At 67.3% G+C, this 26,095-nt stretch carries 25 protein-coding genes and 1 tRNA gene; 18 read left to right on the top strand and 8 right to left on the bottom strand.

The window, feature by feature from the left end; translation table 11 throughout:
* The 10 genes from VEA98_RS15270 to VEA98_RS13715 all read left to right on the top strand — a co-directional run.
* Positions 1-153, top strand: a 153-nt coding sequence (locus tag VEA98_RS15270; protein ID WP_414642184.1) for an acyl-CoA dehydrogenase family protein, incomplete at its 5' end; no start/stop codon positions are given.
* 26 nt (positions 154-179) lie between these two features.
* Positions 180-1,058, top strand: coding sequence for a MoxR family ATPase (locus VEA98_RS13755; RefSeq protein ID WP_324815540.1), 879 nt, complete (start codon positions 180-182; stop codon positions 1,056-1,058).
* 102 nt (positions 1,059-1,160) lie between these two features.
* Complete coding sequence (locus VEA98_RS13750; RefSeq protein WP_324815538.1) at positions 1,161-2,003, top strand: methyltransferase type 11; 843 nt, start codon at positions 1,161-1,163, stop codon at positions 2,001-2,003.
* A 125-nt stretch (positions 2,004-2,128) separates the two neighbouring features.
* Entirely contained in the window at positions 2,129-2,722 is a 594-nt protein-coding gene (locus tag VEA98_RS13745) for an HD family hydrolase (protein WP_324815555.1), read from the top strand.
* A 2-nt stretch (positions 2,723-2,724) separates the two neighbouring features.
* Positions 2,725-3,666 (top strand): NUDIX hydrolase, encoded by a 942-nt coding sequence (locus VEA98_RS13740; RefSeq protein WP_324815536.1) that lies wholly within the window; start codon positions 2,725-2,727, stop codon positions 3,664-3,666.
* A 119-nt stretch (positions 3,667-3,785) separates the two neighbouring features.
* Positions 3,786-3,875, top strand: a tRNA-Ser gene (locus VEA98_RS13735).
* Between the two features lie 251 nt (positions 3,876-4,126).
* Complete coding sequence (locus VEA98_RS13730) at positions 4,127-5,017, top strand: AraC family transcriptional regulator (protein WP_324815533.1); 891 nt, start codon at positions 4,127-4,129, stop codon at positions 5,015-5,017.
* A 230-nt stretch (positions 5,018-5,247) separates the two neighbouring features.
* Positions 5,248-5,640 carry a BlaI/MecI/CopY family transcriptional regulator gene (locus tag VEA98_RS13725; protein WP_324815531.1) on the top strand — a complete coding sequence of 131 codons (393 nt, stop codon included), beginning with the start codon at positions 5,248-5,250 and terminating at the stop codon, positions 5,638-5,640.
* Positions 5,640-7,121, top strand: a complete 1,482-nt coding sequence (locus VEA98_RS13720) for a M56 family metallopeptidase (protein ID WP_324815528.1) — start codon at positions 5,640-5,642, stop codon at positions 7,119-7,121. Before VEA98_RS13725 ends, VEA98_RS13720 begins: the two co-directional genes overlap by 1 nt.
* A gap of 66 nt (positions 7,122-7,187) precedes the next feature.
* Entirely contained in the window at positions 7,188-8,870 is a 1,683-nt protein-coding gene (locus VEA98_RS13715; protein ID WP_324815525.1) for a serine hydrolase domain-containing protein, read from the top strand.
* Between the two features lie 74 nt (positions 8,871-8,944).
* Here the strand turns inward: VEA98_RS13715 and VEA98_RS13710 are convergent, their stop codons facing one another.
* Positions 8,945-9,868 carry a polysaccharide deacetylase family protein gene (locus VEA98_RS13710; protein WP_324815523.1) on the bottom strand — a complete coding sequence of 308 codons (924 nt, stop codon included), beginning with the start codon at positions 9,866-9,868 and terminating at the stop codon, positions 8,945-8,947.
* Entirely contained in the window at positions 9,865-10,926 is a 1,062-nt protein-coding gene (locus tag VEA98_RS13705) for an SDR family oxidoreductase (protein ID WP_324815521.1), read from the bottom strand. Before VEA98_RS13705 ends, VEA98_RS13710 begins: the two co-directional genes overlap by 4 nt.
* A 5-nt stretch (positions 10,927-10,931) precedes the next feature.
* Between VEA98_RS13705 and VEA98_RS13700 the strand changes: the two genes are divergently transcribed.
* The gene (locus tag VEA98_RS13700; RefSeq protein WP_324815519.1) at positions 10,932-11,909 is read left to right on the top strand and encodes a LysR family transcriptional regulator; all 978 of its coding nucleotides are present in this window, start codon (positions 10,932-10,934) and stop codon (positions 11,907-11,909) included.
* A gap of 20 nt (positions 11,910-11,929) precedes the next feature.
* On the opposite strand, the gene alaE is transcribed toward VEA98_RS13700, so the two are convergent.
* From alaE to VEA98_RS13685, 3 genes are all read right to left on the bottom strand, one after another.
* A complete protein-coding gene (alaE, locus tag VEA98_RS13695) occupies positions 11,930-12,346 on the bottom strand; it encodes an L-alanine exporter AlaE (protein WP_324815516.1) in 417 nt (138 codons plus the stop codon).
* A 34-nt stretch (positions 12,347-12,380) separates the two neighbouring features.
* On the bottom strand, positions 12,381-14,111 hold the full coding sequence (locus tag VEA98_RS13690) for a DUF885 domain-containing protein (RefSeq protein ID WP_324815513.1): 1,731 nt from the start codon (positions 14,109-14,111) through the stop codon (positions 12,381-12,383).
* 97 nt (positions 14,112-14,208) lie between these two features.
* Positions 14,209-14,958, bottom strand: coding sequence for an FMN-dependent NADH-azoreductase (locus VEA98_RS13685; RefSeq protein WP_324815511.1), 750 nt, complete (start codon positions 14,956-14,958; stop codon positions 14,209-14,211).
* 75 nt (positions 14,959-15,033) lie between these two features.
* Here VEA98_RS13685 and VEA98_RS13680 point away from each other — a divergent pair, with 75 nt between their 5' ends.
* From VEA98_RS13680 to galE, 3 genes are all read left to right on the top strand, one after another.
* Positions 15,034-15,909 (top strand): LysR substrate-binding domain-containing protein, encoded by an 876-nt coding sequence (locus VEA98_RS13680; protein WP_324815506.1) that lies wholly within the window; start codon positions 15,034-15,036, stop codon positions 15,907-15,909.
* Positions 15,910-16,119: 210 nt separating this feature from the next.
* Positions 16,120-16,614 (top strand): carboxymuconolactone decarboxylase family protein, encoded by a 495-nt coding sequence (locus VEA98_RS13675; protein WP_324815504.1) that lies wholly within the window; start codon positions 16,120-16,122, stop codon positions 16,612-16,614.
* Between the two features lie 596 nt (positions 16,615-17,210).
* Complete coding sequence (gene galE / locus VEA98_RS13670; RefSeq protein WP_324815503.1) at positions 17,211-18,215, top strand: UDP-glucose 4-epimerase GalE; 1,005 nt, start codon at positions 17,211-17,213, stop codon at positions 18,213-18,215.
* 28 nt (positions 18,216-18,243) lie between these two features.
* On the opposite strand, the gene VEA98_RS13665 is transcribed toward galE, so the two are convergent.
* Positions 18,244-19,539, bottom strand: a complete 1,296-nt coding sequence (locus VEA98_RS13665) for a DegT/DnrJ/EryC1/StrS family aminotransferase (protein ID WP_324815501.1) — start codon at positions 19,537-19,539, stop codon at positions 18,244-18,246.
* A gap of 156 nt (positions 19,540-19,695) precedes the next feature.
* Between VEA98_RS13665 and VEA98_RS13660 the strand changes: the two genes are divergently transcribed.
* From VEA98_RS13660 to VEA98_RS13645, 4 genes are read left to right on the top strand one after another with little or no spacing between them, the layout of a single operon-like run.
* Positions 19,696-20,964: a protoporphyrinogen/coproporphyrinogen oxidase gene (locus VEA98_RS13660; protein ID WP_324815497.1), complete on the top strand. Its 1,269-nt coding sequence runs from the start codon at positions 19,696-19,698 to the stop codon at positions 20,962-20,964.
* Between the two features lie 17 nt (positions 20,965-20,981).
* Positions 20,982-21,863, top strand: coding sequence for an NAD(P)-dependent oxidoreductase (locus tag VEA98_RS13655; RefSeq protein ID WP_324815552.1), 882 nt, complete (start codon positions 20,982-20,984; stop codon positions 21,861-21,863).
* Positions 21,864-21,868: 5 nt separating this feature from the next.
* Positions 21,869-22,738, top strand: coding sequence for an MraY family glycosyltransferase (locus VEA98_RS13650; protein ID WP_324815494.1), 870 nt, complete (start codon positions 21,869-21,871; stop codon positions 22,736-22,738).
* The gene (locus tag VEA98_RS13645; RefSeq protein WP_324815491.1) at positions 22,735-23,961 is read left to right on the top strand and encodes a glycosyltransferase family 4 protein; all 1,227 of its coding nucleotides are present in this window, start codon (positions 22,735-22,737) and stop codon (positions 23,959-23,961) included. The genes VEA98_RS13650 and VEA98_RS13645 overlap by 4 nt, the downstream gene beginning before the upstream one ends.
* Positions 23,962-24,197: 236 nt before the next feature.
* On the opposite strand, the gene VEA98_RS13640 is transcribed toward VEA98_RS13645, so the two are convergent.
* Together VEA98_RS13640 and VEA98_RS13635 are read right to left on the bottom strand one after the other, a co-directional pair.
* Positions 24,198-25,376, bottom strand: a complete 1,179-nt coding sequence (locus tag VEA98_RS13640) for a glycosyltransferase (protein WP_324815488.1) — start codon at positions 25,374-25,376, stop codon at positions 24,198-24,200.
* Positions 25,376-25,975 carry an acyltransferase gene (locus tag VEA98_RS13635; protein ID WP_324815486.1) on the bottom strand — a complete coding sequence of 200 codons (600 nt, stop codon included), beginning with the start codon at positions 25,973-25,975 and terminating at the stop codon, positions 25,376-25,378. The genes VEA98_RS13640 and VEA98_RS13635 overlap by 1 nt, the downstream gene beginning before the upstream one ends.
* Positions 25,976-26,095 lie beyond the last annotated feature (120 nt).

The raw sequence follows: 26,095 nt of genomic DNA, 5'->3' as shown, positions 1-26,095 counted from the left end.
GTCGCCAATACGTGCATGCAACTCTACGGCGGGGCCGGCTATCTGACGGACAACCCCGCCGGCCGCATGTTCGTCGATGCGCGCCTGGCTTCGATCGGCGGCGGCGCCGACGAAGTCATGAAACAGATCATCGCCAAGAGCCTCGGCTTCTAGCAACGCGTTCAACTTCACGGAGCATCATGTCGGACCAGCCCGTTTTCTACCGCTTTACCGGAACCGACGGCTACATCGCGTCGGAGTCGCTCGTCGATGCCGTCAATTGCGCGATCGCGCTGGAGCGGCCGCTCCTGCTGCGCGGGGAGCCGGGCACGGGCAAAACCCTGCTGGCCCGTCACATCAGCGCCGCGCTCGGCCTGAAGATGGAAAGCTGGCACGTCAAGTCCACGTCGAAGGCGGCCGAGGGCCTGTACGTGTACGACACCGTGCAGCGCCTCAACGACAGCCGCTTCGGCGGCGGAAACGTCTCGGACATCCGGTCGTACATCAAGATGGGGCCCGTGGGACGCTGCTTCGTCGCCGACGAGCGGCGTGTGCTTCTCATCGACGAGATCGACAAGGCCGACATCGAGTTTCCCAACGATCTGCTGCAGGAACTCGACCGGATGGAGTTCTTCGTCCAGGAAACCGGCGAGACCATCAGGGCCGCGGTCCGGCCCGTCGTCGTCATCACCTCGAACAACGAGAAGGAGCTGCCCGACGCCTTCCTGCGTCGCTGCTTCTTCCATTACATTCGCTTCCCCGACGACGAGACGATGCGGGCGATCGTCGAGGTCCACTTCCCGGGGATCAAGCCGCGGCTCGTCTCGGAGGCGCTGAAGACCTTCTACGAAATCCGCGACACGCCGGGTCTGAAGAAGAAGCCGTCCACCTCCGAGTTGCTGGACTGGCTGAAGTTGCTGCTGGTCGAGGACATCGACCCCGAGACGCTGCGCGAGAAGGCCCCGAACAAGCTGATCCCGCCGCTGCACGGAGCCCTGCTGAAGAACGAGCAGGACGTCCATCTGTTCGAGCGGCTGGCCTTCCTGAACCGGCGCGAAGGCGCCCGGCCCGGGGCCTGAACACATAGGCGGACAGGTTTCGTCACGGCGATTACCGCGATTTCACTGGATTCCCGAAGGCTGGAGCGCAGGATGAAGGCGACAAGGACCGATACCATGCCCATGCGTCCCCTTCTGATTCCCGCCCTCTGCCTCGCGGCCCTGACCGCCGCGTGCGACGGCGACTCCGTGCGCATCTCGTCGACACGCACGGAAGATCCGGACGCCAAGGGCGCATTGAAGGTCGTGGATACGCTTCAGTGCCCGCAGACCATGGGTTCTCTGACCCGCAAGGGATCGGCCAGCGAGGGCGGCGCCGTCTGCACCTACACCGGCCCGCGCGGGGCCGAGGTCAGCCTGCACCTCGTCAAGCTGAACGGCGCCCCGGCCGCGGACGCCCTGAAGGCGTTCGAGGACCGGCTGTCGGCGGCCATGCCGCAGGCGGTGGCGCAGCTGAAGGCGGCCTCCGCTCAGGGCGAAGCCGCCGTCGCCTCGGCCGAGGCCGGGACCGCGAATGCGGCCAAGGGCGACCGCGCCTCGGTGCGGGCGCCCGGGGTCGACATCCAGGCCGAAGGCGACGACGCCAGCGTGCGCCTGCCGGGCCTGCACATCGAGTCCAACGGCGACCAGGCGAGCGTGCGGATCGCCGGCATCCATCTCGAGGCCTCGGGCGACGAGAGCACCGTCGACATCGGTTCGGCCGAGGGCGACAATGTCAGCGTCCAGGCTAACCAGGACGCCGCCGAGATCCGCACCAGCGCCGGCGGCGGCGGCGGCGCGACCCGCGCCAACTGGATCCTTACCGACAACCGCCCCTCCGAGGCGGGCTGGCGCCTGGTCGGCTATGAGGCGCGCGGTCCCGCGGGCGGCCCCATCGTGGTGGCCACCGTGCGGGCGCGCGACCGCGACCGCGGCCGGGTGTTCGAGGACGCCAAGGACCTGGTCGCCCTCAACGTCGGCGAATAACGGCCGCTCAGGCTTGATCGCGGCGCCGGGATGCGTCACCTGACCTGCCCAGCAGGCAGGATTCACCTTTGGCCGTCACGCCCCGCACTCCCTCGTCGAAGACCGCGCCGCGCGCCTGGCAGCGGATGCTGTCCGGCCGCCGCCTCGACCTGCTCGATCCGTCGCCGTTCGACATCGAGATCGAGGACATCGCCCACGGCCTGGCGCGCGTGGCCCGCTGGAACGGGCAGACGATCGGCGAGCACGCCTTCTCGGTGGCCCAGCATTCCTGCGTGGTCGAGGAGATCGCGGCCCACATCCGGCCCGGCCTTGAGCCGAAATGGCGGCTCGCCGCCCTGCTGCACGACGCCTCCGAATACGTCATCGGCGACATGATCTCGCCGTTCAAGGCGGCCCTGGGCGTCAGCTACAAGGATTTCGAGGCCCGGCTGGAGCACGCCATCCACATCCGCTTCGGCCTGCCGGCGAAGACGCCCGTGGCGGTCAAGAAGCTGATCAAGGAGGCCGACAAGGCCTGCGCCTTCTTCGAGGCGACGCAGCTGGCCGGCTTCACCCGCACCGAGGCGCTGGGCTTTTTCGGCAAGCCGCCGGCGGGCTATGACCTGACCATCGATCCCCTGCCCGCCCCCGTCGCCCAGCAGCGCTATCTCGAACGCTACCGCGTGCTGGCCGAGGCTGTCGGACTGGTGCCCGCCCCCGACGCCTGGCACACGGAATAGGCATGGGGCTTCCGGCGGAACAGGGCGTTCGCATCGGCCTTTCGGCGGTGGTCATCGCGCTCCGCGACCGCAAGGCCTCCGTTCTGACCACCCCGGGCGAGGACGGCGCCCTGGCCCTGCCGTTCGGACCGTTCGACCCGGCCCGCGACCGGACCTTCGAACTGGCCCTGCGCGCCTTCGTCACCGCCCAGACCGGCTTCCGCCTCGGCTTCGTCGAGCAGCTCTACACCTTCGGCGATCTTGGCCGGGACAGCCCGCGCGCCACGCCGGGACCGGAGCAGCGACGCGAGGTCTCGGTCGGCTATCTGGCCCTGACCGCCGACGCCTCGGACGCTCCCCTCGCCGAGGCGCGCTGGACCCCTGTGCTGGACGTCTTCCCATGGGAGGATCGCCGCGCCGGCGCCGCCGCCTGCCTCGCTCCCCTGCTTGACGGGCTGGCCGCCTGGGCGACAGGCGATCCGAAACGGCAGGCCCGGGTGGAGGCCCTGTTCGCTCCGGCGCCCCCTTGGCGCTGGAATGAGGGCCGGGTGCTGGAGCGCTATGAACTGCTCTACGAGGCGGGACTCGTCGCCGAGGCCGCGCGGGACCGGGACCAGCCCGTTGCTCCGGCGACGCCCGGCCGGGCCATGGCCTCCGATCACCGCCGCATCCTCGCCACCGGACTGGGCCGCCTGCGCAGCAAGCTGAAATACCGGCCGGTGCTGTTCGACCTGATGCCGCCGACCTTCACCCTGTCCGAATTGCAGGCCGCCGCCGAGGCGGTCGCCGGCCTGTCGCTGCACAAGCAGAATTTCCGCCGCGGCGTTGAGCGCACCGGCCTGGTGGAGCCGACCGGCCGCCTCTCCGCCGCCACCGGCGGCCGCCCGGCCGAACTGTTCCGCACCGTCGACGGCGACCTGTCGGCCGCCGATACGCTGGGCCTGCCCCTGCCCGCCCAGCGCTGAGCAAGGGCCGCCGCCCGCGGCCTCCGAAATGAACCGGGTGCGGGCGCGCGCGGGGGGTTGCGGCGGGGAGCGGTCGCCATTAGAGAAGCCGCTCGCTCGACCAAAGCGTTCGGCCCCGCGGAGAGGTGGCAGAGTGGTCGAATGTACCGCACTCGAAATGCGGCGTGCCTTTACGGGTACCGTGGGTTCGAATCCCACCCTCTCCGCCACGCGCCCCGGAACAGTTCTCTGATCTGACCCCCGCCCGCAGGGGCCCGGAACGTCGGGCCTATTCGCCGGCAGACTGGCGAGCGGCCCGCTGTTCCAGCGCCCTCGGAGCCGCCATTGGGCCGCTGTTGGCCCCCTCGGAACCAAGGCGAACAGCAACCAGACGAGCGGCTTCCGTTTTCCGGTCCTCCGAACCGCAAGATCGGGCGAGCGCGCGCCAGTTCCGTTCGTCACGTTAGGATGGCCACAACGGATGAGGACGATGACGGCGGCGCTCGACCACTACAATGCCCGGATGCTGAGGGTGCTGGATCATATCGACCGGCATCTCGAAGGCGATCTGGACCTGGAGACGGTCAGCGGCGTCGCCGCGTTTTCCAAATTCCATTTCCACCGGCAGTTCAAGGCGACCTTCGGTCTGTCCCTGCATCGCTACGTCCAGCTGGCTCGCCTCAGGCGCGCGTCGGAACAGCTGGCCGACCGACAGGGCGAGAGCGTCACCCACATCGCCTTGGACGCCGGCTATGAGACGCCCGACGCCTTCGCCCGCGCCTTTCGCCAGAGGTTCCGGCAATCGCCGTCCAGTTTCCGTAAATCTCCCGAATGGGAGCCGTGGCTCCGGGCCTTCGGGCCGCTCACTTCCGCCAGGAGCAAGCTCATGCCGACGACCTTCACCCCCGACCAGGTCACCGTACGCGACACCGCCCCGACCCGCGTCGCGATGTTCGAACACCGGGGCGATCCGGCGACCCTCGATGTCACTATCCAGCGCTTCATCGATTGGCGCAAAGCCGCCGGACTGACCCCCAAGACCAGTTCGACGTTCAACATCTGGTACACGGAGCGGCGGCCCGCCAACCCGGCCGACTACCGCATGGACCTGTGCGTCGGCGTCGGCCCCGATCAGCCGATCGATCCGGCGGACGGGATGGTCCGGGAAGGCGAGATCCCGGGCGGCCGCGTCGCTGTCCTGCGCGTCACGGGCGACACCCACAACCTCGAGCCGGCCGCCCTCTATCTCTACCGGGACTGGCTCCCGACGAGCGGCGAGGAGATGCGCGACTTCCCCATCTACTGCCAGCGTTTCTTCCTCGACGACCCGGCCGGCGGCACGGCGGCGGAGCTGTTCCTGCCGCTGAAGTAGGGCCTGCACGGCAGGCGCTTATCCGAGGCCGACCTGACGAAGTCGGCGGGGCGGCATCGCCGAGATGCGCCCACAGCGGACTGCCGCCGTGGGCCTCAACATGGACCTTCCTGCGTCTGTGACCCGAGGGGGGCCGCCCCAAGTTCACAGCCGGTGTCAGCCGCCTGAGCGCCGACCATTACTAATCATTTAGTACTAAGGCTGCGTCAGGTAGGCTAGACACTCTTCCCATGGCCTCATCTCCTGCCCCGACCGAAGGCGAACTTGCGATCCTGCGCGTGCTCTGGGCGCGAAAGGAGCCGATGACGGTGCGCGAGGTGCACGCGGTGCTGTCGCGGACCAAGGACACCGCCTACACGACCGTGCTGAAGATGCTCACCATCATGGCGGGCAAGGAACTGGTCCGCCGCGACGAGAGCGAGCGCAGCCATACATATTGCGCCCTGTATTCGGAGCCGGTGGTGCAGGCGTCGCTGCTGAAGGACCTGGTGCGGCGCGCCTTTTCCGGATCGGCGCTGACGCTGGTGCAGCGGGCGCTCGATGACGAGATGGCGAGCGCCGAAGACCTCGACGCCATCTCCAGGCTGATCGCCGAGGCCAAGGCGAAACGGAAGGCCGATTGATGGACGCCTTGGCGGTCGCCCAGTTCGGTCTTGCGCCGGCGCTGGCCTCGGCGCTGCTGCATTCGCTGTGGCAGGGCGCCGTGCTCGCCGTGGCCGCGGGCCTGACGCTGAGGGCGATGCGGCGGACCAGCGCGGCCGGACGGCATGCGGTGGCCATGGCCTTCCTGGCCGCGATGCTGCTGGCGCCGGCGCTGCAATTCGTCGGCTTCTGGGTACGGCCGGCCGCCGAGCTGTACGACAGCCTGATGCCGGTGATGACGCAGCCCCGGCTGGCGGGCGGCGTCTTCGTGCAGGAGTCGTCTCCGGTCGCGGCGCTGGTGGTGCTGTGCTGGCTGGCCGGAGTAGGCCTGATGTTGATGCGTCATCTCGGCGCGCTCCGGGCCCTGGCGCGGATGGAGCGCGCGCCGTGGGCGCCGCTGCCGGCGCCGTGGCCGGCGCGGGTCGAAAGCCTACGCCTGGCCATGGGCGTCGGACGGGGCGTCGCCGTGCGGCTGACCGATGTGGTCCCGGGGCCGTGCACGGCCCGGCTGCTGCGGCCGGTGATCTGGCTGCCCCTGTCTCTGCTGACGCGCACGCCCGCCGACCAGATCGAGGCGTTGCTGGCGCACGAGCTGGCCCACATCGCGCGCCGGGACTGGCTGTGGAACGGGCTGCAGTGCGTCATCGAGGCCTTGCTGTTCTTCCATCCGGCCGTCTGGTGGCTGGGGCGACGCATCCGCCAGGAACGCGAGCACGCCTGCGACGACAGGGCGGTGGCGGCAGGCGGCGATGCCGTCGCCCTCGCCGAGGCGCTGATGGGGCTTGAATGCGGGCGAGCCGCCTCCCCGGGGCTGGTGCTGGCGGCGGGCGGCGGATCGCTGCTGCAGCGCATCAGCCGGCTGCTGGCCGGTCCGCCCTCGCGGGGGCGCTGGGGCGCCTGGGCGGCGCTCGCGGCCTTCGCGGTTTCGGGCGCGCTGGTTCTGACCCAGGTGGGGATGGCCGGCGGCGGGCTGCCGGACCTTCAGGTCCGGTCCTCGACCCAGGGGCCGCTCGGCCCCGGCGACTTTCGCGAGATCGCGGCCGGCGGCGTGGACAAGCAGCGCTTCTACCGCGAGAGCATCGACCTCGAGGGCCGCCGGACCGAGGCCTATTGGGAAAACGGCCGGATCCATCCGATCGACGCCGAGGTTCGCGACTGGATTGCGCAGGTCTCGCGGCTGAGCCTTACGCCGCCGGCCGCCCATCTCGTCCCGGTCGTGGAGCCCGCGGAATATGATGCGCTTCTGGCCCTTGCCGCCTCGCAGCCGGTCGTGGTCGCGCGCCTCGGCTCGCCGGCGGTCGCCACGTCGCAGCCGGCCGGCGGAAAGCTTCGTCTCGGCGAGGGCGGGGGCGAGGCCGACCTGCGCATTCCGATGGCGGGCCCCAGGGGCGCCGCGATCGTCCATGTCGAAGCGGAGTTGATCCGCGGCGACTGGATCCTGGAAAGGCTCGAAGTCCAGTGACCCGGCCCGTCCTTTTGCCTCGAACTACTAGCGACTTAGTACTTACCCCGATCAAGGAGAGCCCAGGTGAAACCAACCGCCCTTAGCCTGGTCCTGGCCCTGTGCCTGGGCCCGGTCGCCGCCATGCTGGCGCCGGCGCCGATCGCAGCCGCGCAGAGCCCGGAAGAGGTCGCGCGTTACGCTGACGACCTGCTGACCCGCAACTATCCCGCCGACGGCCCGGGCGCCGCGATCCTGGTCGCCCGGGGCGACCAGGTCCTGTTCCGCGGAGCGCGGGGCGAGGCGGACCTGGACGCCGACGAGCCGTTGCGGCCCGACTCGGTGTTCCGGATCGCCTCGGTGACCAAACAGTTCACGGCTGCCGGCCTGCTCACCCTCGTGGAGGCCGGGAGGGTCGATCTGGACGCGCCGCTGTCGGACGTCCTGCCGGATTTCGGGGGTGGAGACGGCGTCACCGTCCGCCAGCTGCTCAACCATACCGCCGGGTTGAAGGACTATACGGGTACGCCCGGCTACGGCGAGCTGCTGCAGCAGGACCTGACGACGGCGCAACTGATCGACCTGTTCGAGACGTCGGCCCCGGATTTCCAGCCGGGCGCCAGCTGGGCCTACAGCAATTCGGGCTATGTGCTGATCGGAGCGGTGATCGAGGCGGTCACCGGGCTGGCCTGGCACGACTATCTCGATCGGGCGCTCTTCCAGCCGCTCGACATGACCCACACGGGCTACGCGCTCGACCCCGGGCTCTCGGCCGTGACGGTGACCGGCTATTCCCACGACGGTCGGACGGTCGTGCCGATGCATCCGATGAGCATGACCCATCCGCATGCGGCGGGCGCGCTGGTCTCGACAGTCGATGACCTGTTCCGGTGGAACCGGGCCCTGCACGAAGGACGGGTGCTGAAAAATGAAACCTACGCCCAGATGATCGCGCCGGCCGCCCAGTCGCTGGACCTGGGGACGGGCTACGGCTTCGGCCTCTACAACGAGACGGTGCGCCATGCGCCGGTGCTGCGCCATGGCGGAGCCATCTTCGGCTTCTCGTCGTCGCTGGCCTACGTCCCGGGACCGGACATCACCGTCGTGGTGCTCGAGAACGACGACGCCACGCTGAACGAGGACAATTCGAACACGGTGATGCGGCGGCTGACCGCCATGGCGCTCGGCGAGCCCTACCCCGCCCCCGTGGCCGTTCCGGTCGAGCCGGCGATGCTGCGCGCGGCCGAAGGGACCTATCGGTTCGACGACGCCGTGCGCACCCTGCGCGTCATCGACGGAACGCTGACGGTGCAGCGCGGCGCCTCCCCGCCCGCAGCCCTGATACCGATCTCCGCTGACGACTTCCTGTACGCGGACGGCTTCAATCGGCTGACGCTGGAGCGGGACGCCGCCGACGCGGTCAAGGCCATCCGGTTCTTCGCCCGGGGAGACGGCGACGGCGTCGTCGGCGTCCGCGCCGAGCCGGGCCAGGGCGTAGCGATCTCGTTGTCGCCCGAGGCCCTGGAACGCCTCGCCGGGACCTATGCGAACGGCGCCCTGACAATGGTCGTCTTTATTGAGGACGGCGCGCTGAAGGCGCGCATGGGCGATCAGGAGCCGGTGGGTCTGCGCGCCTCATCGGCCACCGGGTTCGATGTGGAGCAGGCCGACGCATCGCTCGAATTTCCGGCGGGTGAAGCGCCGGCGGAGCAGGTGATCATTCGGCAAGGCGGCCGCTCACTGGCGTTCCGTCGGGCGTCAGAGCATTAGCTGCAAATCCAGCAGGAGGACGAGAACGGCCCAAAAGTGGCTGCCGTGATGAGCCAAGGGTCAAGTCATGCACGTCATTCCGATCGCGTGCCCTTGGGCCTCTGCTTCATCTGGGACTGATACGTCTCGGCGATCGCGTCGGTGGTCGTCAGCCAGGCGCCGTCATGGCCGGCGATATAGGCCAGCGCCTTGTCCAGATACCTGGCTCTGAACGGCTGCCCGATGACGAACGGGTGCAGGGCGATCGCCATAACGCGGCCCGAAGCGGCGGCATCGGCGTAGAGCTGGTCAAACTGATCGACCACGGCCTGGTAGAATTGCTCGCCGGTAAAGCTGCGAGCCACGAACATGCTGATATCGTTCAGTTCGACGGAATACGGCACCGAGATCATCCCGGGCACGTTCAGGTGGAAGGGTTGGTCGTCCGCGGTCCAGTCGAGCACGTACGACAGGCCCAGTTCCCTCAGAAGCTCCGGCGTATCCAGCGTCTCCGTCAGACCGGGCCCCATCCAGCCGCGCGGGCGCCGGCCTGTCCTGGCCCGGATCGTATCGACGATGTTCGCCAGCGCCTGCCGCTCCTCCACGCGGCTGTCGAAGCCGGCATGGAGCTGGGAGTTGGTGCGGCCGTGGGCGAGCCATGCCCAGCCGCGCTGCAGGCCGGCCTCGATGATCTGCGGGTAGTTGACCGCGGCCTCTGAGTTCAGAAGAACGGAGGGACGCACGCCATGCCGGTCGAAGATTTCGATCAGACGCCACACCCCGACCCGATTGCCGTAGTCGCGCCAACCATAATTCAGCGGGTCCGGCGTCAGGTGGGCCGTGCCGTCCCAGATGCTGGTCGAGGGCTTGTCGAGGTGGAAATGCTCGATATTCAAGCCGACGTAGACCGCCACACGCGCGCCGTCAGGCCAGGTCACCGGGCCCCGCTCGGTGATCGGGGAATAGTCGTAGAGAGGGTTGTCCGGGCGCTCGCCCCCGGCGACGGAGGCGGCGCTCACGGGATCACCCGGCGAGCGCGCAGATCCTCAAAGATGCCGAAGAACATGGCTTTGGTGTCCACGAAGTCGTGGAAGCCGAAGCGGCGCGCCTTGGAGCCGTCGGCAATGACGTCGTAGTCCCACCCGAACACGAAGTCTCCGAAGCGCCACGAGGAGACCTCGCGATAGGATGTGGGGATGAGGCCGTGGCGTTCCACCATGGCGTTCCACACCGGCTCCTTGTCTGACATCACCTCATCCAGGCTCATCGGCAGGGGCGCGGCCGCCTCCAGTCCGAACCATCCGGCTATGGCCGGCCACAGTTCACTCCAGCGGAAGAGGTCGCCGTTGTTGATGTTGAACGCCTGGTTTGCGCAGGCAGGCTCGGTAGCCGCCCAGACTGTCGCGCGCGCCAGCAGGTCCGCATCCGTCATCTCGAGCAGGCTGTGATAGGCGCCGGGCCGCCCGGGAAACCGAAGCGGCAGGCCCAGCTCCCTGGAGATTGCAGCGTAGACGGCGATCACCATCGCGAGATTCATCGGATTGCCCAAGGCGTAGCCGCACACCACCGAGGGCCGCAGAGCCGACCAGGTCCAGGACTTGCCGATTTGCCGAGCCTCAAGCCACGCCTGCTGGTCGACATTGAATTCCGGCGGCATGTGCCCGGGATCGTCTTCGCGGGCGGGCGTCTTGAAGGGCCCGAGATGGGCTCCATAGACCTTGTAGCCCTGCATCAGACTGACGTGCCGAAGCCCGGCGGCGACCGCCTCGACGGCGGTGACGGCATTCACCAGCATGGCCAGGTTCGGCTGCACCAGCTCGGCCCACGAGGGGCGATCCTGGTAGGCGGCGTAGAAGATGTGGGTCGCGCCATCGAGCTCTCCGAGCTTTGCGCGGACGTCCGACTCATCCAGGAGGTCGACGGCGATGTGACGGAGGCGGCCGGCCGAAGCGCCGCCACGACGCGAGAGACCGATCACCTCCCAGGTCCCCAGTTGGATCAGGTGATCCACCAGGTTTCGGCCGATCACGCCGTGAGCGCCGACGACGACGGCGACATTGGGGACGGGATGTTCCATTGGAAATGCTCCTTCCCGGCCAAACTAGCCGTGCATTTCGCCTTCTGAAGCCCGCCTTTCTGCACTATGCCTGTGCAGTCATGCACAGGCGTCTTGATTGGACCGATCTGCAATACGTGCTTGCTGTCGCCGAGAAGGGGACGCTGGCTGCGGCCGCACGCGCGTTAGGCGTCAGCCACACCACGGTTCTTCGACGGATCGCCGCAGTGGAGGCGAGCTTCGGGGTCCGACTCTTTGATCATCTGCCCTCCGGCTACGCCCTGACCGCGGCGGGCGAGGAGGTTCTCGCTCCGGCGCGGGAGCTGTCCGGGGCGGTGGCGGCCCTTGAACGTCGGCTGGAAGGTCGCGACGTCCGGCTCGAGGGCCTCATCCGCGTCGCGACGGTGGACACCCTGATGGCGTCCCTGCTGCCGCCGATCCTGGGGGGCTTCCAATCGGAACATCCGGGCGTGGAGATTGAGGTGTCGGGGGCGACTGCCCTGGCCAACCTGAGCCGGCGCGACGCCGATGTCGCCATCCGCGTCGCCTCGAACCCGCCGGAGACTCTCGTGGGCCGGCGGCTGGCGTCGGTGGGGATGGGGGTTTGCGGCGACTTGCCGGACGAAGCGTCGACGTGGAGCCTTGATGAGTGGTCGTCCCAGCGCTGGATCGCGCCGTCGGCCGCCCTGGCGGAAACGAATATCGCGCGCTGGATGCGCACCGCCCTCCCCGCTGCGAACATCGTCTTCCAGGCCGACAGCGCGCTCGCCATGGGCTGGGCCGTTCAGGCCGGCGTCGGGGTGGCCGCTCTCCCGTGGTATCTGGCGCCGGCGTTGCCGGGACTTCGCTGGCGTTCACTGCCGGTTCCGCTGGAGGCCCCGGCCGGCCTCTGGGTTCTCAGCCATCGGGATCTGCGCCGCACGCCCCGGGTCCGCGCATTCACCGACTTCGTCTGTCGTGAACTGGCCCTGCACCAAGGCCTGATCGAGACAGGGCCGCCCTGAACTCCCCCGCGGCGCGGGACTCATGCCGCCGACGACGCGCCGCACAGCTTTCTGACCCACGTCAGGAAGAGTCCGTACGGTCGGCCCGCCAGCACGCTGAAGGTGATCACGAACAGAAGCGCCTTGGCCGACTGTGGCCAATGGATCCCGTTGACGGCGAGGAGCGCCGAATAGAGCCCGGCCTGGAACGAGGTATTGGCGAAGGTGTCGAGAAGCGCGGACCGGGCCCCGCCCGGCGCTCTTCCGCCGGCGCGACGAAACAGCCAGTCGCGATAGAGGCCGTAGAACCGCCCGGCCAGGAGGATCACCGGAAGCGCGCTCAAACGGACGCGCGCAGACTCGCCGATGGTCAGGTCCGCAACGACGACTTCGATGAAAAGGCCGGCGGCGGTCGAGAACGCGACCATTGCGAAGGTGTCGGCGAGAAAGCGCCGCATGTCGCATCCTCTCCTTCCGCCCGCTGGAGCGAAGCTAGCCAGCCCCTTCGGGCACGCCCTGCCAATCGGCGACTACGCGGGTCAGCACATCCAGAGGCATATCGCCCTTCAGCAGAGCCAGATCATGGAAGGCGCGCAGATCGAACCGCGTTCCCAGCCGGGCTTGCGCCTCGGCACGCGCGGCGGTCCAGGCTCGCCAGCCCAGCATGTAGCTGGCGGCCTGACCCGGCTGGACACAGTAGCGCTCGACTTCCCGTACCGCCTCGCTCCCGGCGTTGCCGAGCGTCGCGGTCATGTAGCCGATGCTCTGACCGCGGCTCCAGCGCCGGGCGTGGACGCCGGAGTCGAGCACGAGGCGAGCTGCGCGGAACATCATCGAGGCGATGTAGCCGAGACGGGCCAGGGCGTTTCCGTCATAGACGCCCATCTCCTTCGCGAGTTGTTCGGCATACAGCGCCCATCCCTCGGAGAAGCCGGAGAACAGCGGCATGCGGCGCAGGACAGGCAAGCCTTCCGCCTCGTTGACCAGGGCGTTCTGGAGGTGATGCCCTGGCAAGCCTTCGTGATACACCAGCGTCGGCAGGTCGAACCGCGGCCATTCCGAGATGTTCCGGAGATTGATGGAGAACAGACCCGGCCGGGCGCCATCCAGGCTGGGCGGCTGGTAGGTCGCGCCCGACGATCCCGCCTCGATCGCGAGCGGCATGCGCTGGATCGCAACGCCGACGCTGGGAACCGTGCCGAAATAGCCGGGGAGCCTCGCGCCCATGGCGTCGATCATCCGCCGAAGATCGGCCAGCAGCGCGCCGCGGCCGGCCTCGCTGTCCGCATAGAGTTGGGCCGGGTCTTTGCGCAGCGCGGCGATCCGCTGCGCGACTGTCCCTTGGGAAAGCCCCTGCGCCCGCAGGATGCTTTCGGCCTCGGCGGTCAGTTCGGCCACCCGCTCCAGGCCTATGCGGTGAATCTCGTCGCCGGAAAGATCAGTCGTCGTCGCCGCCCGTACCGCGTAGCGATAATACGCCTCCCCCTGTGGCAGGCGCCAGACTCCGGCGTCTGGGGACGCCGTCGGCAGGGCCGCCTCGAGCAGGTCGGCCTGACGCCGCAGAGCGGGATAGACTTCGCGCTCGACGATCCGGCCGGCCCGTGGTCCCCAGTCGCCTTGCAGGTCCGCAGAACCCGCGCGGCGGACCAGGGTGGACGTCAGGTCGTTTTCTTCAGGAGACGCTCGCATCAGTTCGCGGAACTGGATCAGCGCCGTCCGGAGAATGAAGTCGGGCGGAACGACGCCCTTGGCGAAATCCGCGCGGGCGCGATCCGTCTCCTGGTCCAGGAGAAGGGCGAAGGCCGAGAGCCGGGCCAGATAAGCCTCGGCGTCCGACGCCGTCTCGACGGGATGCTGGTCAGCGAGGAACGAGGGGACGCTCCGGTACGCACCGCTCAGTTGCGAGACGACGTACGGGATCGCCACTCCCACATTGGGGTCGCCGTAGGGGAAGCTGTAGCTCTGCAGCGTGGTGTCGGCGAGATAGGCGGCCGATTGATGATTGATCCAGTCCGCCTGACTGAGTTCCGCCGGATCAAAACGCGCCAGGCCCGCCTTCAACTCCAGGAACACCTCCCTCATCGCCTGCAGCCCGGTCGGCGACCGGTCGTCCAGCCGCGCCCGCGCCGCCGCGTTCTGGCCCGTGTCGAGACCTGTGATCGTCATCAGCTGCGGAGACGTCAGCAGGGCCTGCTGCATCGCCTTGTCCAGCAATGCCGTCACGTCGTTCCGTGCTGCGAAGGCCGCCCCTCCGTACCCCCACCCGACGGCTACGGTGGAGGCCGAAAGAAATGCGCGTCGGTTCAGCATGGGACTCTCACTATGGGTCTGCGTGAATGGCTTGCGCCAGGATCAGTTGGGGATCCACGCGGGGTCGGGACGGGGCGAGTTGCGTGACCAGGCCCTCGATGTCCGCTTCCGCGCTCTTCAGCGATTCCCGCACACGCGCGTCTGCGAACTCGTCCCACTCTGCCGCGATGGATCGGAAATCGGTGACTCCGACATAGGCAAGGGGAACCCGGATGGAAGCGTCCACCAGGTTCGCGGCCTCAAGAGGGCCGCCGGCCCCGTAGCCGCCATCCCCCCGCGCGCTGAGCACGATGAGCTTCTTGCCCGGCGCGAGCAGCGGCCAGTAGGGCGCGCCCGGCCGCCCGCGATCGAAGCCGAATGTCCGTCCGACCCTGACGACATTGTCGATCCACGCCTTCAGCGGAGAGGGAACGCCGAAATTATACATCGGGGCGCCGACGACGATCAGGTCGGCGCGCTCCAGTTCGTCCACCAACTGATCGCTCTCCCGCAGGATCGCGGCCATCTCCGCCGTCCGGTGATCTGCCGGCGTGAAAGCCGCCTCGATCCAGCGATCGTCGACAGGGCGGGGCGGCGTCGCGGCCACGTCCCGCACGAGGACCTCGGTCTGCGGCGCGCGGGCGAGCCAATGCCGGACGAAATGGTCCGTCATCCGGCGGGTGTGCGAGCCATGACGGTCATGGCCGGACCGGCCGAAGCGGGCGCTGGAATCGATCTGAAGGAGAGTGGTCACGTCGATGCCTGAGAAAGGTTCATTCATGGCCCGACGATACGGGGCCGGCCCTACTGCTGACGAACTTGAATTCGTCAGCCGATGGGTGAATGAGTCGCGTGCATGAGGAAGCTTCCGCCCCTTGCCGCCCTGCGAGCGTTCGAGGCCGCCGCGCGTCACTCCAGCTTCAAGCGGGCCGCTGGCGAGCTGGCCGTCACCCCGACAGCGATCAGCCACCAGGTCCGCCTGCTTGAGGCGACGCTCGGGCTTCAGCTTTTTGTCCGGGGAACCCGACGCGTCGACCTCACCCCGGCCGGGCGCCGGCTCTACCCAACCCTTCGCGACGGATTCGACGCGTTCGAGCAGACGATCGCGGAACTCGGCAAGCCTCGGCGCGAGGTGCTCACCCTTTCCGCAACTCCGCTGTTCACGGCCCGGTGGCTGGTCCCTCGCGTGGACAGCTTCCGCGCCGCCAATCCCGGCGTCGACCTGCGCCTGCACGCGACGCTCGAGCCGGTGGACCTGCTGGGGGGCGAGGCGGACGCGGCGATCCGCTACGGGCGCGGACCCTTCCCCGGACTGTTCTCCGAACCCCTTGTGGCCCAGGAGTTCGTACCAATGTGCAGCCCGTCGCTCGGCCTGCGGCATCCCGATCAGCTGCGGGATGCGCCGCTGCTGCACAGCGAATGGCGCCAGCAGGGCCCGGACACGCCGACGTGGATGCGCTGGGGCACGGTGGCCGCAGTCAAGGGCGTTGACTGGACCAGGGGCGTCACCTTCACGGACGAGGCCCATGTCATACAGGCCGCCATCGCGGGACAGGGTGTGGCGCTGCTCAGCCCCTTGCTGGTGTCGGACGAACTCAAGTCAGGCTCGCTTGTCCAGCCGTTCGGGCCGGCCCTTCCGGGCGTGCACTTCCATTTCGTCCGACCGGATGATCCGCGACACGCAGCACGGTCGGCGGCTCTGGAGGCCTGGCTGCGGGCGGCCCTTTCGTAGCCACAGAGGCCCGCGGGAATCCCTCCGGCGATCTGACGCCGCGCCGTGGCGCATGATTTCTGTTCAGCCATGAGGTGAGCAGTTGGCGTTTGTCCCAGGCCTCAGTTGTGGGGATGCTGACGATGAAAGTCGCGCCCGCCCGGAGCGATCCACCGACACCGTGCGCCCCGGCACGCCGGCTACAATCCGCACCAGCATCGGAGCCAAATCATGCACCCCCGCGTCAACCTCAACGCCGGCGCTGCACCGGCAGTAAAATCGCTGCAGGACGCCCAGGCCCGGATCGAAGCCAGCGGGCTGGAATACAGCCTCATCGAGCTGGTGAAGATGCGGGCCTCGCAGATCAACGGGTGCGCCTACTGCCTGCATATGCACAGCCAGGATGCCCGAGGAGCCGGCGAGAGCGAGGAGCGGCTGCACCTGCTGGCGGCTTGGAGAGAGTCCAGCCTGTACAGCGAGCGAGAGCGCGCCGCCCTCGCATGGACTGAGGCCGTGACCCGCCTTCCGGACACGGGTGCGCCCGATGCCGATTTCGAGGCGCTGAAAGCCGTCTTCACGGAGGTCGAGATCGCAAACCTGACGCTGGCGATCGCGATGATCAATCTCTGGAACCGCGTAGCCGTCCCGCTGCGCACCCAGCATCCGAAATCCTGGGCCCCCGCGCCCCCCGCCCGGTGCAGTTCGACGCCTTCGGACGAGCCGTAATTCTCGTTCACGGACCTTCGCATGGCGGGCAGCGCCGGAGCCGCGTCGTCCGACGTCTCAAGGCGGCCGGAGCGAGGGTTTTCACCCCGACGCAGACCGGCCTCGAGGGGCGGGCGGACCTGCCCGCGGGCCCGCCGGGCCTCGGGTCCGCAGGCACATCCTCGAGGCGGAGCACAGGTGATGTGGGCCCACGCTTATGTCGACAGGATCGCCCTGGAAGTGCTGCAGGTGGTGGAGCGTCCCGAACCGGAGCCGGAATGGGGGCAGATCGTCATTCGCCTCGAGGCGGTGGCCCTGAACTATCGGGATCTGGCCATTGCGCGCGGCAACTACCACATCGGAGTCGCCCCGCCGCTTGTGCCGTTGTCCGAAGCACAAGCCTGGGCGGAGACGGGTTGTGTCAGACTGCCCGCACCCATGGGTTCGTTTGAACCAGGTGGAGGCTCACTTGCGCGCCCTGATAATGGCCGATGCGTAGGCGGAGCCTGCGAAGAACGCCGACCGTCCTATCGCCGGGGCCGCGTGACGGGCTATGGTGAACGGTCGGTCTTGGGGGGGACAATGTTCCTATTGACGCTGCACGCAAGAGCGGGCCCGTGAGGCGCACTGCGCTGGTGGCCGGCGGGGCGGGCTTTATTGGCGGCTGCGTGACCCGGGCGCTCCTGGACGATGGTTGGCAGATCGTCGTCGTCGACAATCTCTCCAACGGCAATGCGGAGATGGTCCCGCCGTTGGCTAGATTCGTCGACTGCAACAAAGGTCAGCACGACACCATGGCGCAGATCTTTCGGGAGCACGCCATCGAGATTGTTTTCGACTTCGCAGCCCACATCAATATCAGCGAGGGAGAGCGAACCCCGGCGAAATACCTTGAAAACAACTTGGCGAATACCATCAGTTTAGCCAACGCCGCGGCGTGCGCGGGCGTAAAGAAGTACGTATTTTCGTCGACCGCTGCCGTATATGGCACGCCGGCTACTGCGCTGGTTTCGGAAACTCACCCCGTTCGCCCTGTCTCGGTTTATGGGAAGACCAAAGCCATGGCCGAGGTTGCCTTGATTGAGATACTGGGAGCAGCCGGCTGTGCACTGGGCATCCTGCGCTACTTCAATGTCGCTGGCAGTTTCGGCGGCGGGGCCTTTGGACAGTACCGGCGGGGTCAGACAGGCATCATGAGCCGGGCGCTTGACGCCTCCAGGGGGCATGATCCCGTCTTCACGATCCATGGCGCCGACTGGAATACGGCCGACGGCACAGGCGTGCGCGACTACATCCACGTCGGGGATCTCGTGTCGGCTCATACGGCTTTGGCGGAAAGGCTGGCCGCGAACCAGCCCCCACGGATCTACAACTGCGGGTACGGAACCGGGTTTTCAGTCAGAGAGGTCCTGGCGACCTTCGAACAGGTGTCCGGCCGGGTAATAGAAGTCGCCCTGGGCGAACGCCGGGCCGGCGATACAGCCGCGGTTGTCGCGGATTCTTCAAGAATTCGTAGCGAACTCGGCTGGACGCCGCAGCGTCAGGACCTGGAGCTCATCGTCCGGGATGCGATGGCATGGCGGACGCGATTGGAGGCAGACCAAACCCGCCTCTTCGCTTGATCCACCACAACTTTCCGACAGCGCACCCTCACCCATGCAAATCAGGTCGCTCTGACAGGAGCAGGCGCCGCCCGTTGATGACCTTTTCCATAGCCGCCACATAGCTGTCGATCAAAGGTCCGGACGGCGCTGTAAAAGCCGGCATCAGCAACGTAGTCGCGGAAAACTTCTCCGCTACGGGAAAATCTCCCGGTCGGTACAGCGGCCGCGGCCCCATAGGGGCCATTTCCCTGTCCTGCGCAAGAATTCGAGGGTCACGCCGCTGGAGAACTGCGTAGGACTGCAGCGGGCGAACAATCGCTCCGGAACGGATTTCGGCGCAACCTTCGGCTCGAAGAGCTGCAAGAAAGACATCCAATGGCAGGTCATCCAAGGCGGCGCTGTCATAGAAGAGAACAAACTGAAAATATCCCCCGCGGTCTATGCCAGGCGCAGTCTTCGGCAGACGAATACCTTGGAGACCCGCAACACGCTTGGCCAAGTGCGAATGGTTCGCCCGCCGCGCAGCCATGACATGCGGCAGTTTTTCCAGCTGAACTCGCGCAAGGGCGGCGGCCATCGGATGCAAACGGCTTTTATGACCAAGGCCGCTCTCCGCATAATCAGCCAGCTCCGGACTGGTAAACTCGCGGCGCTCGCGAAAATGGCCCCTCAGGCAGACCTGTTCGGCGATCCGATCACTGTTCGTGAGGAGCACGCCGCCTTCGCCACCCCAAACCGCCTTGTGCGCCTGTAGACTGAAGACTGCCACATCACCGTCGCCTCCCACGTGCCGCCCATGGCGCGTGGCCCCGTGGGCGTGGGAGCAATCTTCGATCACACGCAAATTGCGCCGCCGCGCCAGAGCGCAAAGCTTTTCCATGTCGGCGCTGTGCCCATACTGATGCGTGACCGCGATGGCCTCTGTCCTGCTGGTCAGGCGAGCTTCGGCATCAGCGGGGTCGACATTGCCGGTCTCCGCTTCGACATCGCATAGCTGGGGCGCCAGCCCCGCCGGTAGCATGGAAAAGGCCGTCGCAAGATGGGTGTAGGCCGGCACCATCACCCCTGCCCCGGGCGAGAGCCCAAGCGCCTCGTATCCCGCGGTCAGCGCGCCGGTTCCGGAGTGTGTGGAAATCGCGTGCCTGGTCCCGACAAGGCTGGCGAACGCCTGCTCCAGCGCCTCCACCTCCCCCGAACGGCGATGATACGATAGTTCCCCACGCCGCAGGACGCCCAGAACGGCCTCCTCGTCTGCGGCATCGGGGGCGGGCCAGCGATGCTGAGGCTCCCGAAAGTTCACCGCCTTCGGACCACCGTGGATGGCAAGCCGGTCCTGGGTCATGACGCTCCGTTGATCTGCATTTTGGAGACCTGGGTCTGAGTCCCAACGGCTGCGGCTACTCGAACCGGCGTTCAGGGTAGTTCTGATTCTGACTTGGTGAATGCACCCCGACGGGTATCTTGTACGGGCCTTGGGGGAATTACGGGAAGCTGGATTTTGAGTCTGGTAGTGGTCGGCGCTGGCTTTTCCGGACTCGCAGCCGCCAGGGTCTTTCTGGACGCAGGGGTGGAGTTCAGGCTGTTCGAAGCCGAAAGCGGCCCTGGCGGCCTGTTACGCACAGACATCGCAGGTGCATTCTCATTCGACCGCGCAGGACACTTCCTTCACTTCCAGACTGAGACCTTTGAGCAAATACTGAAGCACCTTCACGTTCCCATGACGGTCGTTTCCCGACGGTCGGCGATATTGATTGGTCGACGGATCGTTCCCTATCCGTTGCAGTTCAACCTCCATGCAGCGCCAGCGGAGTTACGCGATGCGGCATTGGCCGATCTCGCCGCGGGCCGGATTGGCCGGGTCGGCGCCGACGACTACGCGACACTCCTTCTGAAGGCTTGGGGACCCGCGCTGTACGAGGCCTTTTTCAGGCCGTACAACGAAAAGCTGTGGGCTCGCCCCCTGTGCGACCTGCCTTCGGACTGCGGCGCGAGATTCTTGCCACAGCCGAATAAGGACCTGCTTCTGAAAGGGGCGGCCGGCCCCATCGGGCAGTACGGTTACAATGCCGAGTTTGCCTACCCCTCCAGCGGGCGGGTCGGCGATCTGGCATTTGCGATGGCGTCACCCCTCGAGCACGCGATCGAATATGAGGCCAGGATCAATTCCATTGATCTGACCCGCCAACGTATTCGATTTGGACAGGAATGGGTGGATTACAAAAAACTGATCTTCACCGGCCCGCTTTCCCAAGTGTGCGAACTTACTGGTCTGTCCGGCCCCCCGCTCGTGTACTCACGAGTACTTAACTTACGAATTGGATTCCGCGGTCGTATGCGCATCAACGACCATTGGCTGTACGTCCCGGACGAGGCTGTTTCGTTCTTTCGAGTCGGTTTTCCGTCCAACGTGGATTCACGCACCTGCCCGCCGGGGTGCGCAAGCATGTCTCTGGAATACGGACTGGACGAGACTCAGGACACCCCTGATATCGATAGATCAGTCGCAACCGCAGTGGGCTACTTTGCCGATCTCGGAATCATTGATTGCGAAGCAGTCGAGGAGATCTCGGTTCACTTGATTTCCCCGGCGTATGTGGCCGATCGCAATGTCGGTCAAAGGGGGTTCGCCCCAATCATCGGCCAGTTGGCTCAAGCCAATATCATGATGGCCGGTCGCTTCGGGTCCTGGGACTATTTCTCTGCGGAAGACGCGTACTTCGACGGCGCGCGCGCGGCCAACGCCGCCCTTGCAGGGGTAATATCTTGAGCGCCAGAATTGGGCTTGTGGGGGGGGCGGGTTTCATCGGCACGGGCTTGGCTCGGGCGGCACTCGCGATGGGATATCGGGTTTCGGTTCTGGACCCGCAGCCGTCCCTCGTCCCTGGCGTGCAGTACTCCAATTGTGAGTTGAGCGACGCTTCAGCGCTCAAGGAGTGGATGTCAGATGTGGACGTCGTAGTGCTGCTCGCCGGCCTCTTGAGCGGCCCGGCCCTCCGACAGCCAAGGGAGGCCTGGGCGACCAATGTCGTGGGCTGCACAATGGCGCTCGACGCCGCTATTTGCGCCGGCGTCGAGCGAGTCATCCTTCTGAGCAGCGCGGCGGTCTACGCTCGCGATGCCGAAGCGCGCGCGCTCAGCGAAGTTGCCCCGACCGCTCCTGTCGGATTGTACGGAACGGCGAAGCTTTCGCTGGAGTACGCGGTCCGAGCCGCTGTTGCGGCGGGCCTTCCCGCGGCCCTCATCCTGCGGCCTTTCACCGTCTTCGGACACGGACCAATGCGGGGCGAGCGCGGGCATTTCATCGGCCGTTGGTTGGAACTTGCGCTGGCTGGAGAGGCGCTGGCGATCCATGGCGACGGCCGTCAGCCAGTCGATCTGGTTCAACTCGAAACCGTTTCCGCGATCTGCCTGAGATTTGTCAGTGAAGTCGCCCCTCCGCCGCTGCGCATCCTGAACGCCACTGGCGGCGCGCCGCTAAGCGTCGTGGAGCTCGCGGCGATATTCCAACAAGCTCACCCCGGAATTCGCGCGCGTCACGTCCCGCCTGCGGAGACTGCGCCGTTGCACGGCTGGGGCGACCCGCACGCCATGTCGGCATACCTCGGTCAGATGCCCCCTCCCCCACGGGCCGCGATACGCGCCTTTCTGGACGAAAAGTTCAAGTGAGCCCGGTGGCGTTCTTTCTTGGATTCGCGGTGACATTCGCCGCAACAAGACCGGCGATGCTTCTGGCTTGGTGGGTGGGGGCGGTCGCCCGTGCCAATCCCGAAATCCGCGCTCACGACCGTGACGTGCCGCTCCTGGGAGGGCTGGCGATCATTCTCGGGCTTGGCGTGTTCCTGATTCCTGCGGGGTCGAACCCGGGCATCGTCGCTCTGCTGGGAGGAGGCGGGCTAGCTGGCCTTGGCCTTTTCAAGGATCTCAAGCCCGACCGCCTCTCGCCGTTCCGCCAGCTCTGTATTCAGGTCCCGGCGTCCGCGGCCTTGGCCGTGGGGACCATTGAGCATCCGTCGCTATTGGGTCTTGGCGCCGCGACATTCTGCACTGTGCTTCTGGTCAACGCCATCAACATGCTGGACGTGGCTGACGGGCTGGCCTCGAGCGTTGCGGCAATGATGGCTGCCGCGTTGGCCGCAGGATTTTCCATCGCCGGCGGCCCCGTCGGGGTGGCGCTAGCGACGGCCGGCGCGTCGCTCGGCTTCTTCTCATGGAATGCACCTAAGGCGCGGATATTTATGGGGGATGTCGGATCATACAGCCTAGGCGCCGTCCTGGCTTGGCTTTTGCTCTCGGGCTGGCAGGCCGGAACCCCGATCTTCGCGCTGGCGCTGATTGCGATCGTTCCGGTCGTGGATTTCACGGCGGTTGTGGTTACCCGACTTTCCCGCGGCCGATCGCCCATGGTCGGCGATATCTCACACCCCTGCCTGATCCTCCTCGAGCGGGGAATTGGAGGCTGGACGGTGCTGGCCCTGGTTCTGGCGCTCGGCCTTGGGGGCGGCGCGGCAGGGATTTTGATCACCCAACTGGCGAAGACATGACAGGCCGGCCCGCTTCCATCCTGTATCTCACTCAGACATTCCCGCCTGAACCCGGCGCCACCAAACGTCCGTTCAAACAGGCGCAGGCCTTACAGGCGCTTGGCCACCAGATCACCGTCATCACTGCATTGCCGCACTATCCAAACGGGCGCTTTGAAGGGCGCGACCGGTTTCGCCTGTGGCGGCGCTCCCGCATGGACGACGTCGATGTACTGAGGCTCTGGTGTATTCCCGCGCCCAACAGCGGAACGCTTCGCCGCCTTCTGGGCTTTGCCAGCCTGGCCCTGTCTGTGATCATCGCCGGGCTGATCCTGCGTCGACGTGACGTGGTCATGGGCAGTGTTACAACGCCGGGGATGGAGGTCGCGGCGCTTGTCATCGCGAAGGCGAAGCGCTCGCGTGTTGTTCTCGAGGCGCGGGACCTGGTCCCGGATTCCTGGATCACCGTCGGCCTGCTCAGATCGAAATGGCTGCAACGCCGTGTGTCGGCGTTCTATCGCAGAATCTGGGCGCAGGCATGGATCGTCGCGGCCACAGACACCGCGATGGTGCGGAGGTTAATCGAGCGCGGGGCGAGGCACGTCATCCACCTGCCGCACGCCGCCGATTTCGATGAAATTGACTGTTGGGATAGGGCTGCTTCCCGTGCCGAACTCGGCGTGGAAGGTAGATTTGTCGTAGTGTATGCGGGCTCGTTGAACTCGCACTATCACACGCCGACGATTGCAGAGGCTGGCGCGCGAGCCGCCGCCTCCGTGCCGGGAATCGTAACCATCATTCTCGGCGCAGGAGCGGACGCCGTGGCCATCAGGGCCGTGGAACAACGCGCACCAGCAGGTTCAGTCCGGTTGATGCCCGCCGTGGCGCCCGCCGAAGCTGGCCGCATCCTGGTAGCGGCCGATCTGTTCGTCCATCCGCTTTGGTTTGTCGGCGCAGATGCCTTGTCGGGCACCAAGATCGTCGAATACTTGGCTGCCGGACGGCCCACGGTCTTCTGCGTGCCCCCCTCGCAGGTCAAATCGTTGGACACGCACGGCGCCGGCATTTGCGTTCCGCTGCAGGATGCAGCCGCGCTCGCCAGTGCGATCGAGGCCTATTTCAGAGACCCCGAGGCGGCCCGCCAGAGCGGCGCCGCCGCGCGCGCCCTGGCTGAATCCGGTTTCGACCGGAGGTCTGTCGTGGCGGCATTTTCCCGGGCGCTTAAATCGGCCCTGTCGACCTAAAGCGTCGGGCGGCACGTTTCCTACACGAGCAGAGTCGAGCCGAGTTCGCTTCTGACTACCCGCACCGCCACCGTCCCCTCCGCCGGTCCGGCACACGAACAGCTATCCCGCCGGCTCAGCGGCTGTGAAAGCCCGGCCGGCAGGTGCGAGCCTGGCGGCTCCCCGTCGCCGGCTCGCCGGCGGACTGGCGCAGGCCGTCCTCACCAGATCCATGGCATGATCGGCGAACCCCCGCATCACGGCCGCTGAAAAATCGCGTTCGAACAGGCGCCGCGCGGCGTCGCCGCGGGCCTAAGCTCGCTGGGGGCGAGCCTCGCCAGCAGGCGCATCAGATCGGCGGGGCTCTCGTATATCCATCCCGCGCGGCCCTCCTCGATCACCTGGCCGGTCTCTCCGGCCAGACTGGTCAGGATCGGCAGACCAGAGCCGAGATATTCGCCGACCTTGTTGGGGCACTCGCCCATGAAGTCGGCGGTCCGCGGGTAGGGGATCAGTCCCGCCGAGCCGATGTCGTACAGGCTACGGATTCTGGCCTGGTCGAGCCACCCCGTCATCAGAATGGCGGGGTCGTCGCCCGCGACGTTACGCATCGCCGCCTCCAGCGACCCCGAGCCGCAGATGACCAGCTTCCAGCCGTCCGGGCGTCCTGCCCGAAAGGCCCGGATGACGTCCAGCATCGGCCCGCAGGACCGGGTGTTGAGGCTGGCCGCCAAGGCGAGAATCCGGTCCCCGCTTCCCAGCCCCCGGGAACGCCAGAAGTCGGATGCGGCCCGACGGGCCTGCGCATCGATAACGGGCCGGTCGCAAGCGGTTCGGAACATTCGATCGTGAACCTGTTCCCGCCCCGCCTGCCCCTGGGCCCAGCCCAGCACGCCGTCGCCGACGGCGGTGATCGCGTCCGCGCGGCGCAGGATGCGGCGCAGCTGGGCGTAGAGCGGGGCGAAGATCAGCGGCCCGGCCGGCTGCAGCCGCTTCGGCAGGGCCCAGGTGAAGACGTCCGGCCATTGGTCGCGCACGTCGACCACGAAGGGCACGCCGTGGCGGGCGGCGTATTCGGAGGCCGCCTCGGCCAGATCGAGCGTCGGCAGGGCCGCGACGATCAGGTCCGGCCGGGGGCGGCGCGCGGCCTCGCGCCGGAAGGCGTTCGCCTCGATCCGATGGTTGACGGCGCGGGCCACGGAGAGATTGCGGCGGTAGGCGGGGCCGTGCAGGCAGATCGCCGTCTCGGCCGGGGTGACGGCCACTTCGGTCTGGCGGTCGTACAGCCGGGCCTTCTCGAGGTGGGAGAAGGTCGAGTTCCACCAGGTGACGCGCGCCCCGCGCTCGGCGAAGGCGCGGGACATCTGGCCGGCGCGGAACCGTCGGCCGCCGTTCAGCGGAAGCGGTTCGTGGGCCTTGAGGATCCAGACATCCATCACGCCGCCTCCGTACTGGCAGGAGCGGTCAGGTTCAGCAGCCGGGCTTCCTTGTCCAGCAGCCCCCGGGCGCGGTCGGCGATGCGCCGGGCGGGCGAGCCGCTGTGGATGGTCCAGGGCGCGATCGGCCGCGTGGCCAGAGACGTGGCGCCCAGGACGCTGCCCTCGCCCAGGGTCACGCCGGGGAGTATGACCGAGCCGGCGCCGACGATGGCGTGGCGGCCGAGGCGGACGGGGGCGACCTTGACGCCGGTGAACTCGGCCGGGACCATCGGATTGGTCATGTGGCGGCCGGTGTAGTCGTCGGACGCGGAATAGATCATCACCCCGCCCGACAGGCCGGAGAAGTCCTCCATCGTGATCCCGCCGCGCCCCGAGAGCAGGCAGCCGCCGCCGATGTGGATCCAGGAGCCCAGCCGCACCGGGCCCGTGGCGATGATCGCGCAGAAGGCGTCGATGCGGACATTGTCGCCGACCTCGATGTTCTCGAGGCCGATCACTTCGCAGGAGCGGGAGATCCCGACGTTTTCGCCGACGCGGGCGACCCCGAGGGCCCGCAACTCTTCACTGTTCCAGAACCCCGCGGACAGCGTCTTCATGATCATCCTCCCCGGACGATGACGGAAACGCTCCCGTCTCGGGACTGCCGCCCCGCGGCGCGAACTAACGCACAACGCGAATCGCCCGGCAAGCGCCGGTGGAGCAACCGGCGCCGGGCC

Origin of the sequence: Brevundimonas sp., assembly GCF_035627055.1 — a bacterium.
Lineage (GTDB): Bacteria > Pseudomonadota > Alphaproteobacteria > Caulobacterales > Caulobacteraceae > Brevundimonas.
This window is presented reverse-complemented; position numbering and strand designations above follow the sequence as displayed.